This window comes from Citrobacter sp. Colony219 (genome assembly GCF_019382635.1).
Taxonomy (GTDB): Bacteria; Pseudomonadota; Gammaproteobacteria; order Enterobacterales; family Enterobacteriaceae; genus Citrobacter; species Citrobacter youngae.
Map to the genome: position 1 here is coordinate 819,768 of NZ_CP080033.1, position 9,132 is coordinate 828,899.

Sequence of the window (9,132 nt, forward strand, 5' to 3'; positions counted from 1 at the left end):
GTGGTGTACCAACATGGCCCGTTTGCTTGGGGCAAAGATGCTCACGACGCAGTACATAACGCTGTTGTGATGGAAGAGGTGGCAAAAATGGCATGGATTGCGCGTGGCATTAACCCGGCTCTCAGCGCTATTGACGGTTATCTGATGAATAAGCACTTCATGCGTAAGCACGGCCCAAACGCCTATTACGGGCAGAAGTAAGAAAAAACGTTCCGAAGCCAACTCTTCATGGGGATGAGATCGGTCTGGCTTCGGGATTTTTTTGCAAAAAAAAAAAGCCCCCAATGAAGGGGGCAAGTCAAACTGTGGCAATGTTCTCGTTGGTTATTTCTGGGTGCTAGCGATAAATATCTGCACTGGCGTGCATATTTCCGTTACTACCGGGTTCCCTGGTGAGGATCACGTGATAGTAGGTTGCGCCTTGCGCATCGGTTTCTTCATTCAGGGCCTGAGTGGCTTCACTTTCAGTGGCGAAGTTATGATTTATGTAAATAACGCCTAAGCTCTGCACATCATCCATATTCCTGGCCTGATGATTGTCAATTTTGATGGCTGCCGTTGCATTTGCACTGAGCAAAAGTACAGCCAGAAGGGTCAAAACACGGGCTCGCATAGGTACCTCCTCGACTGCGGTCTCTGGTTAGCTCTCTCCTGTGAGTGGATAACTTCTGATTTAATTTTAACTGCTGCCGGCGCAGTCGATAGCGACCATTTCTGATGCAGTTGTTCAAAAAATTACCGCAAAGCCATCTTTTCTTTAATTAACAATCAGCTGATGCCTTCCGCTGCGGTTAAAAATACCTGCCTTACGCGCATAAGCTCTTACCAAATAGTCAATTTAATCGGGTGAGTACGCCGTTTATAGTGAGCCAGATAATTAATATAACTTTATGATAATAAGGCAAAAACTTATGGATACTTCATTCATGGATTTCAGCTACTTTGTGATTATGTTTATGGTCGCGCTGGTGGCAGGCTTTATTAATGTGGTGTCGGGCGGCGGCGGTTTTCTCTCTATTGGCGCATTATTGATTTCCGGTTTACCCCCGGCTAACGCGCTGGCAACCAATAAGATTCAGGCGTTGGGCAGTTCGCTGACCTCCGGAATTTACTTTTTACGCCGGGGACATATTAATGTGCAGGAACACAAATATGTCTTTTTATCTGCCTTTATCGGTTCTGCGCTGGGCACGACGCTTATCCAGTTTATTGAGCCGGACGTGTTGAAGAAATTGCTGCCGATCCTGATAATCGCGGTCGCCATCTACTTTATTTCTGCGCCTAATCTTAGCGAACCGAAAAGAAAGCAGCAGGTATCCCTGTTTCTCTTCTCGTTGATCTGCGGGGGAGGTATTGGGTTTTATGATGGTTTTCTCGGTGCCGGGGCCGGCTCCTTTTATACGCTCTGCTATATCCTGCTGTGGGGGTACAGTATCGATAAAGCGCAAATTCACTCGAATTTTATCAACCTGGCGTCGAACATTGCCTCTATTCTGTTCTTCATTTTCGGCGGTAAAATGATCTGGTCGCTGGGGCTGGTGATGTTTGCCGGACAATCCCTTGGCGCACGTCTTGGTGCGACGGTGGTACTGACGCGCGGGAAGAAAGTTATCCGGCCGATGATTGTCATTGTCTCCATTTGCATCAGCGTCAAAATGCTGCTGGATATGTATTAATGGCGACATGATAAATAATCGTACAAGCACCTTGAGTTTACCTGCTGACCCCAGTATTATGACGCGTCATTTTTCAGCCGACCTTTAACACGTTCCTTGCCTCCATGGGCCTCGGCTGACCCAGACAGGAGGCTGAATAATCCGTAAGGAGCAATTCGATGCGTCATTACGAAATCGTTTTTATGGTCCATCCTGACCAGAGCGAACAGGTTCCGGGTATGATCGAACGCTACACTGCTGCCATCACTGGTGCAGAAGGCACGATCCACCGTCTGGAAGACTGGGGCCGCCGTCAGCTGGCTTACCCGATCAACAAACTGCACAAAGCTCACTACGTTCTGATGAACGTTGAAGCGCCGCAGGAAGTGATCGATGAGCTGGAAACTACCTTCCGCTTCAACGATGCCGTTATCCGCAGCATGGTTATGCGTACTAAACACGCTGTTACCGAAGCATCTCCGATGGTTAAAGCGAAAGACGAGCGTCGTGAACGTCGCGATGATTTCGCTAACGAAACCGCAGATGATGCTGAAGCTGGGGATTCTGAAGAGTAATTTCTGATGACCAACCGTCTGGCGCTGTCCGGCACCGTGTGCAGGGCTCCCCTTCGAAAGGTCAGTCCATCAGGAATTCCTCATTGCCAGTTCGTGCTTGAGCATCGTTCTGTGCAGGAGGAAGCCGGGTTTCACCGGCAGGCGTGGTGCCAAATGCCCGTTATTATTAGCGGACACGAAAACCAGGCCATTACTCACAGTATAACGGTCGGTAGCGCAGTGACCGTTCAGGGGTTCATCTCTTGCCACAAGGCAAAGAACGGCCTGAGCAAAATGGTTCTGCATGCCGAGCAGATTGAATTGATAGATTCTGGAGACTAGCCATATGGCACGTTATTTCCGTCGTCGCAAGTTCTGCCGTTTCACCGCGGAAGGCGTTCAAGAGATCGACTATAAAGATATCGCTACGCTGAAAAACTACATCACCGAAAGCGGTAAGATTGTCCCAAGCCGTATCACCGGTACCCGTGCAAAATACCAGCGTCAGCTGGCTCGCGCTATCAAACGCGCTCGCTACCTGTCCCTGCTGCCGTACACTGATCGTCATCAGTAATCGGTCACGGTCCATTAATACGACTTTGAGAGGATAAGGTAATGCAAGTTATTCTGCTTGATAAAGTAGCAAACCTGGGTAGCCTGGGTGATCAGGTTAACGTTAAAGCGGGCTATGCTCGTAACTTCCTGGTACCACAGGGTAAAGCTGTTCCTGCTACCAAGAAAAACGTTGAATTTTTCGAAGCGCGTCGCGCTGAACTGGAAGCCAAACTGGCTGACGTTCTGTCCGCTGCTGAAGCTCGTGCTGAGAAAATCAACGCACTGGAAACCGTAACCATCGCGTCTAAAGCTGGCGACGAAGGTAAACTGTTCGGTTCCATCGGTACTCGCGACATCGCTGACGCTGTAACTGCAGCTGGCGTTGAAGTTGCTAAGAGCGAAGTTCGTCTGCCGAACGGCGTTCTGCGTACCACTGGTGAGCACGAAGTGAGCTTCCAGGTTCACAGCGAAGTGTTTGCTAAGCTGACTGTAAACGTAGTTGCAGAATAAGTTTTTATTCTGATGACCGCGTAAAAGCGCCGGCCCTGTGCCGGCGTTTTGCTTTTCTACCCTCCTGTTTTTCTCTCTGGCTATTCTTTGTCCTTTTCGGGATAATCATAAAAATAAAACATTATTTCAAAGTGGTGATGGAATGGAACCAACGCACCAACCTCTGTTCGCGCGTAAAAATGTTGTCTACCTGGGCGCAGCCTTCTGTTGTCTGTTGTGGGGGAGCGCTTATCCAGCGATAAAAAGCGGATACGAGATCTTCCAGATTGCCACGGATGATATTCCGTCAAAAATTGTCTTTGCCGGCTATCGCTTCCTGTTTGCGGGATTATTGCTGCTACTGTTGGCGATGGCGCAGCGTAAACCGATTGGCCGGTTAAGCCCGCGTCAGTACGGCCAACTCACGCTGTTGGGGCTGACGCAAACCTCGCTGCAATACATCTTCTTCTATATTGGCCTGGCGTTCACGACGGGGGTGAAAGGGTCCATCATGAATGCGACCGGGACATTCTTTAGCGTGCTGTTGGCCCATTTTATCTATCAAAACGACAAACTAAGCTACAACAAAGCACTAGGTTGTATTCTGGGTTTTACCGGCGTGATGGTGGTGAACTTTAACAGCGGAATGGATTTTAGCTTCAGCCTGTTAGGTGATGGTTCAGTGGTGATGGCGGCCTTTATTCTTTCTGCTGCCACGCTATACGGTAAACGCATTTCTCAGACGGTAGACCCGACGGTCATGACAGGCTACCAACTGGGGATGGGCGGTCTGGCGTTAGTTATCGGCGGTTATGCTTTTGGTGGCACGCTGACCGTACACGGCTTAGCTTCAGTGGCTATTCTGGGTTACCTGACGTTGCTTTCATCGGTGGCCTTCGCTTTGTGGAGCATTTTGCTCAAGTACAACCGCGTGGGGATGATTGCGCCGTTTAACTTCCTGATCCCGGTTTCGGGGGCGGTGCTGTCGGCGATATTCCTCGGCGAAAACATTCTCGAATGGAAATATGCGCTGGCGCTGGTGCTGGTCTGTTCGGGGATCTGGTGGGTGAATAAGGTGAAGCGTTAGTGCTTCACCTTGAGGCCTGATGGCGCTACGCGCATCAGGCCTACTGACTGAGACAGTCTTAGCGTGCGCGAATAAAGCTGCCGTTGGGCTGGCGGGTAAACAATATCTGCTGACCATTTCCGCTATCAATGGTTAACCCGGTCACCACCCCGTTAGCATTCTGCCTGATTTGGATCATCTGGCCGTCTTTCAAATTGCTCAGCGGCTTCCCGGCACCTTCCACTTGCGCCATGGCGTACACATCAGTTGGCGGAAGGTTATGGTCCCGGAAGACCTGCGCCAGCGTTTTCCCTGAGTCTACGCGGTAGGTACGCCACTGCTGCTCAATACCACTATTCTGCTGAAAGGGCTGCGTCTGAGGCTGTGATTGCTGAGCCTGCGGCTGCGCGTCTGGTTCTCCTTCCTGGATGGGTTCCGGCGCAACGGGAGCCACCTGGCCGGGATCGTTTTGCGGGGCCACTAACTGTGCCTGAAGCTGAGCCTCGGTTGGCGGCTGCGACTGTGACTGTAAATCCAGCTGGGCAGTACGCGTAACCACAGGGGTATCAGTAGTGTCACTGGAAGGAAGCAGGAAACCTATCACCAGCACGATAGCAGCAATAATAATGCCGCGTCGGTGCATAGGCGGTAGCGGGTCCATAATGCGAAAATTGTCCGGTGCATGCCAGATTTTCGCCAGGGTTGGTTTTAATTCAAAGCGCCCGGGCATGGCTTTCCTCCTGCTCCGCGTCTCGTTCCTCTGTCATAGAGTATAGATCGCTAACTCTATGATACTTGTTCAGGTACCCGCTTTCGTGACATTGATGCGGGCAATAGCATTGTTTCTTTTTCCTCGCGATTTGTCATCTGTTCCCGAGACAAAGTTTTACCGGATGCGGCATGGCTGATATGCTGCCCGCTACTTTACATCCGATGAAAGGAAATATGATGGCTAACCCGACTTTTGACACTATCGAAGCGCAAGCAAGCTACGGCATTGGTTTGCAGGTAGGACAACAGCTGAGCGAATCCGGTCTGGAAGGGCTGTTGCCTGAAGCGCTGGTAGCGGGTATCGCTGATGCGCTGGAAGGTAAACACCCGGCAGTGCCTGTTGATGTTGTGCACCGTGCGCTGCGTGAAATTCACGAACGTGCTGATGCAGTACGTCGCGAGCGTTTCCAGGCTATGGCGGCTGATGGCGTCAAATATCTGGAAGAAAACCGTGAGAAAGAGGGTGTGAACAGCACTGAATCCGGTCTGCAGTTCCGTGTTCTGACTCAGGGCGAAGGTTCTATCCCGGCACGTACCGACCACGTACGCGTGCATTATACCGGTAAACTGATCGACGGTACCGTGTTTGACAGCTCTGTTGCGCGTGGCGAACCGGCTGAATTCCCGGTTAACGGCGTGATCCCTGGCTGGATTGAAGCACTGACCCTGATGCCGGTAGGTTCCAAATGGGAACTGACTATTCCTCAGGAACTGGCTTACGGTGAGCGTGGCGCTGGCGCATCCATTCCTCCGTTCAGCACACTGGTATTTGAAGTTGAGCTGCTTGAAATCCTGTAAGCAGTAACTTCTGTTCCCCCCGACGCTGGGGGGAGCAACAAAATAGCGTGAAAAGCTATAGTTACGTCGATGTCGATATTTTATCTTGCAAATGATGTTATTGCGTGTATTTTTGTGAACTGATTCTCGCTATCAGAGTGATATGACACTCACTTTAAACATAAAATTAACATTATATCTAAATCTTAGTATTCATCCCGCCGATTCTTACCTAATATCGATGAGTCCTGCCAACAGGATCGTCGTATCATAGACACACTAAAGGCCGTAGAGCCTGAACAACACAGACAGGTACAGGAAGAAAAAACATGGTAGATCAGGTAAAAGTCGACGCCGTTGAAGAGGCTTCGTCTGAACAGTCGCTACGGCGCAATCTCACAAACCGTCATATTCAACTTATTGCCATTGGTGGCGCTATTGGTACCGGCCTGTTTATGGGCTCAGGGAAAACCATCAGCCTCGCCGGGCCGTCGATCATTTTTGTCTATATGATCATCGGTTTTATGCTGTTTTTCGTGATGCGGGCAATGGGAGAATTACTGCTCTCGAATCTCGAATACAAATCCTTTAGTGATTTCGCCTCCGACCTGCTCGGGCCATGGGCCGGGTATTTTACCGGCTGGACCTATTGGTTCTGCTGGGTGGTTACAGGGATGGCAGACGTTGTTGCGATTACGGCGTATGCGCAATTCTGGTTCCCCGGACTGTCAGACTGGGTGGCATCACTGGCGGTGATCATTCTGTTGCTGGCTCTTAACCTCGCCACGGTGAAAATGTTTGGTGAGATGGAGTTCTGGTTTGCGATGATCAAAATCGTCGCCATTGTCGGCCTGATTGTCGTCGGTCTGGTGATGGTACTGACGCACTTCCAGTCGCCAACCGGCGTTCAGGCTTCGTTCACGCATCTGTGGAATGACGGTGGCTGGTTCCCGAAAGGTCTAAGCGGCTTCTTTGCTGGCTTCCAGATAGCAGTCTTCGCGTTTGTTGGTATTGAGCTGGTAGGTACGACGGCTGCAGAAACTAAAGATCCGGAAAAGTCTCTGCCGCGCGCTATTAACTCGATTCCAATCCGTATCATCATGTTCTACGTTTTCGCGCTGATCGTGATTATGTCCGTGACGCCGTGGAGCTCGGTAGTACCAACCAAGAGCCCATTCGTTGAGCTGTTTGTGCTGGTCGGTCTGCCTGCGGCGGCGAGCCTGATTAACTTTGTGGTGCTGACTTCAGCGGCCTCTTCCGCAAACAGCGGCGTGTTCTCTACCAGCCGTATGCTGTTCGGCCTGGCACAGGAAGGCGTTGCGCCTAAAGCGTTTGCCAAGCTGTCTAAACGCGCGGTTCCGGCGAAAGGTTTAACCTTCTCCTGTATCTGTCTGCTGGGTGGCGTGGTGATGCTTTATGTGAACCCGAGCGTGATTGGCGCGTTCACCATGATCACTACCGTGTCGGCAATCCTGTTTATGTTTGTCTGGACCATCATTCTTTGCTCATACCTGGTGTACCGCAAACAGCGTCCACACCTGCATGAGAAATCGATCTACAAGATGCCGTTAGGCAAGCTAATGTGCTGGGTATGTATGGCGTTCTTTGTCTTCGTACTGGTGCTGCTGACTCTGGAAGAAGATACCCGTCAGGCGTTGATGGTGACGCCGCTGTGGTTCATCGCGCTGGGTCTGGGCTGGTTGTTTATCGGTAAGAAACGTATGGCGGGTATGCGTTAAGCGTTGTCATATCGGACACAAAAAAGGCCACATAAGCAGTGGCCGAATTCGGACTTCAGGAAGGCGCTCTCGGGCGCCTTTTTTTATTCACCTGCGAGGGCACGCGGGAACAACACATTGTTTTCCAGGCTGATGTGTTCCATCAGGTCATCGATCATTTCGTTAATGCCGTTATACATGGCTTTCCAGGTGGTGCAGGCTTCTGGTGGCGGCGTCACGTTATGGGTGATGTGTTTGATCACTTCCACCAGTTCACCCGCATCGTCATGTTCGCTTTCCATCACGCTGATTGGCCCCATCGCCTGGCTACCCATGCCCTGTTTGATCATTGGGAACAGGATCTGCTCTTCTTTCATCATGTGGCTGGACAGCTCTTCATGCAGCATCGTCAGGTTCTTCGCCAGACCACGCGGTACGCTCGGCTTGTCGGCATGAACACGTTCAACTTTAGTGGCCTGCAGGATCAGCTCCGGCAGCTGTTCGCGGTGGCGATCATGATATCGAATGACGATATGGTCGATGATTTCTGCCAGTGCCACGGTACGCCAGTCTTTTTCCAGCGGTTGTTCAGCCAACTGGGCGAGCTGCGCCTCGATAGCTTCCACATCCAGCTCTTTACGTGCGGCAGCGCGTGCCAGCGTTTGCTTACCGCCGCAGCAGTAATCCATATCGTATTTACGAAACAGGGCCGAAGCGCGAGGAATAGAGAGCGCCAGTTCACCTAAAGGTTGATCGCGATAAGACATAGCCGTTACCTCATTCTCAATAATATAAGATGTATTTTAAATGCAACTTATGAGGAAGGATATAACCCTTTCGGGTCAGAGGATTTTGTGATGATTGTCACGAAAATTTCTTATCTCGTTAACATGCTGAATCTTATTGAAAAGGGACAAAGCGGCGAAAAAAGCTACGCCACAAGATTAAATAAGCCGACGCAGCTGCCGATAGTTAGACCTCAGACAATACCTGCATAATTAAAAGGCAACAGATGTTCAAACGAATCAAAGTGATAACCTTACTTATCACCGTGTTACTCGCCCTGGGCGCAATGCAGCTCATTTCCGCAGGCGTATTTATTGGCGCGCTTAAAAACGACAAGGAAAACTTTAACGTTTCTCAACTTTCCAGCCAGAACGTGGCGGAGTTTACCGATGCATGGATTAGCCTGAACCAGGCTCGCGTCACGCTCAACCGGGGCATGCTACGTTTACAGGGCACGATGGCCAGCGATATTAACGGCGGTCAGTTGAAGGAACTGGTGAACACGGCAAATCGCCTGTTGGCCGAATCGAAAGAGCATTACGATACCTACTACGCCTTGCCGGAAACGCCGGGACTGGATGAGCATCTGGCCGATCGACTGGAAGAACAGTACGGCATCTATTCTGCGACGCTGGCAAAAATGAACGCGCTGCTGGCTGAAGGCAAGCTGGAAGAGATGTTCAAGCAGAATGCCGAGCAAAAGCAGACGGCCATGCAAGAGGTTTATCAGGAATGGCGTGCCGCGCAAACCGCGCTGGCCA

At 50.8% G+C, this 9,132-nt stretch carries 13 protein-coding genes; 10 read left to right on the plus strand and 3 right to left on the minus strand.

Going from position 1 to position 9,132, the window contains the following annotated elements:
• The coding region (locus tag JTI85_RS21245; RefSeq protein ID WP_255575083.1) for a class II aldolase/adducin family protein at window positions 1-201 on the plus strand (201 nt) is incomplete at its 5' end.
• Between the two features lie 136 nt (window positions 202-337).
• Here JTI85_RS21245 and yjfY read toward each other — a convergent pair.
• On the minus strand, window positions 338-613 hold the full coding sequence (gene yjfY / locus JTI85_RS03580; protein WP_003025668.1) for a DUF1471 family protein YjfY: 276 nt from the start codon (window positions 611-613) through the stop codon (window positions 338-340).
• A 298-nt stretch (window positions 614-911) separates the two neighbouring features.
• On the opposite strand from yjfY, the gene JTI85_RS03585 reads away from it, so the two are divergent.
• The 6 genes from JTI85_RS03585 (at window position 912) to JTI85_RS03610 (ending at window position 4,340) form a co-directional block, all read left to right on the plus strand.
• Window positions 912-1,676: a TSUP family transporter gene (locus JTI85_RS03585; protein ID WP_061067108.1), complete on the plus strand. Its 765-nt coding sequence runs from the start codon at window positions 912-914 to the stop codon at window positions 1,674-1,676.
• Between the two features lie 158 nt (window positions 1,677-1,834).
• On the plus strand, window positions 1,835-2,230 hold the full coding sequence (rpsF, locus tag JTI85_RS03590) for a 30S ribosomal protein S6 (protein ID WP_003025672.1): 396 nt from the start codon (window positions 1,835-1,837) through the stop codon (window positions 2,228-2,230).
• A 6-nt stretch (window positions 2,231-2,236) separates the two neighbouring features.
• Window positions 2,237-2,551, plus strand: coding sequence for a primosomal replication protein N (gene priB / locus JTI85_RS03595; RefSeq protein WP_003025674.1), 315 nt, complete (start codon window positions 2,237-2,239; stop codon window positions 2,549-2,551).
• 4 nt (window positions 2,552-2,555) lie between these two features.
• Window positions 2,556-2,783: a 30S ribosomal protein S18 gene (gene rpsR / locus JTI85_RS03600; protein ID WP_000135199.1), complete on the plus strand. Its 228-nt coding sequence runs from the start codon at window positions 2,556-2,558 to the stop codon at window positions 2,781-2,783.
• Between the two features lie 41 nt (window positions 2,784-2,824).
• The gene (rplI, locus tag JTI85_RS03605; RefSeq protein ID WP_003025676.1) at window positions 2,825-3,274 is read left to right on the plus strand and encodes a 50S ribosomal protein L9; all 450 of its coding nucleotides are present in this window, start codon (window positions 2,825-2,827) and stop codon (window positions 3,272-3,274) included.
• Window positions 3,275-3,416: 142 nt separating this feature from the next.
• Entirely contained in the window at window positions 3,417-4,340 is a 924-nt protein-coding gene (locus JTI85_RS03610; protein WP_116361049.1) for a DMT family transporter, read from the plus strand.
• Window positions 4,341-4,398: 58 nt separating this feature from the next.
• Here JTI85_RS03610 and JTI85_RS03615 read toward each other — a convergent pair whose 3' ends face one another.
• Window positions 4,399-5,049: a LysM-like peptidoglycan-binding domain-containing protein gene (locus JTI85_RS03615; RefSeq protein ID WP_048212872.1), complete on the minus strand. Its 651-nt coding sequence runs from the start codon at window positions 5,047-5,049 to the stop codon at window positions 4,399-4,401.
• 218 nt (window positions 5,050-5,267) lie between these two features.
• Here JTI85_RS03615 and fklB point away from each other — a divergent pair, with 218 nt between their 5' ends.
• Both fklB and cycA read left to right on the plus strand, forming a co-directional pair.
• Complete coding sequence (gene fklB / locus JTI85_RS03620; protein WP_048213487.1) at window positions 5,268-5,888, plus strand: FKBP-type peptidyl-prolyl cis-trans isomerase; 621 nt, start codon at window positions 5,268-5,270, stop codon at window positions 5,886-5,888.
• A 308-nt stretch (window positions 5,889-6,196) separates the two neighbouring features.
• Window positions 6,197-7,606: a D-serine/D-alanine/glycine transporter gene (gene cycA, locus JTI85_RS03625; protein WP_048212871.1), complete on the plus strand. Its 1,410-nt coding sequence runs from the start codon at window positions 6,197-6,199 to the stop codon at window positions 7,604-7,606.
• 83 nt (window positions 7,607-7,689) lie between these two features.
• Here the strand turns inward: cycA and ytfE are convergent, their stop codons facing one another.
• Complete coding sequence (gene ytfE / locus JTI85_RS03630; protein WP_061067109.1) at window positions 7,690-8,352, minus strand: iron-sulfur cluster repair protein YtfE; 663 nt, start codon at window positions 8,350-8,352, stop codon at window positions 7,690-7,692.
• A 245-nt stretch (window positions 8,353-8,597) separates the two neighbouring features.
• Here ytfE and JTI85_RS03635 point away from each other — a divergent pair.
• The coding region (locus tag JTI85_RS03635; RefSeq protein WP_219352121.1) for a Tar ligand binding domain-containing protein at window positions 8,598-9,132 on the plus strand (535 nt) is incomplete at its 3' end.

Coding starts and splice junctions, on each gene's coding strand:
- yjfY (WP_003025668.1), bottom strand. CDS start 613: ATGCGAGCCCGTGTTTTGACCCTTCTGGCTGTACTTTTGCTCAGTGCA.
- JTI85_RS03585 (WP_061067108.1), top strand. CDS start 912: ATGGATACTTCATTCATGGATTTCAGCTACTTTGTGATTATGTTTATG.
- rpsF (WP_003025672.1), top strand. CDS start 1,835: ATGCGTCATTACGAAATCGTTTTTATGGTCCATCCTGACCAGAGCGAA.
- priB (WP_003025674.1), top strand. CDS start 2,237: ATGACCAACCGTCTGGCGCTGTCCGGCACCGTGTGCAGGGCTCCCCTT.
- rpsR (WP_000135199.1), top strand. CDS start 2,556: ATGGCACGTTATTTCCGTCGTCGCAAGTTCTGCCGTTTCACCGCGGAA.
- rplI (WP_003025676.1), top strand. CDS start 2,825: ATGCAAGTTATTCTGCTTGATAAAGTAGCAAACCTGGGTAGCCTGGGT.
- JTI85_RS03610 (WP_116361049.1), top strand. CDS start 3,417: ATGGAACCAACGCACCAACCTCTGTTCGCGCGTAAAAATGTTGTCTAC.
- JTI85_RS03615 (WP_048212872.1), bottom strand. CDS start 5,049: ATGCCCGGGCGCTTTGAATTAAAACCAACCCTGGCGAAAATCTGGCAT.
- fklB (WP_048213487.1), top strand. CDS start 5,268: ATGGCTAACCCGACTTTTGACACTATCGAAGCGCAAGCAAGCTACGGC.
- cycA (WP_048212871.1), top strand. CDS start 6,197: ATGGTAGATCAGGTAAAAGTCGACGCCGTTGAAGAGGCTTCGTCTGAA.
- ytfE (WP_061067109.1), bottom strand. CDS start 8,352: ATGTCTTATCGCGATCAACCTTTAGGTGAACTGGCGCTCTCTATTCCT.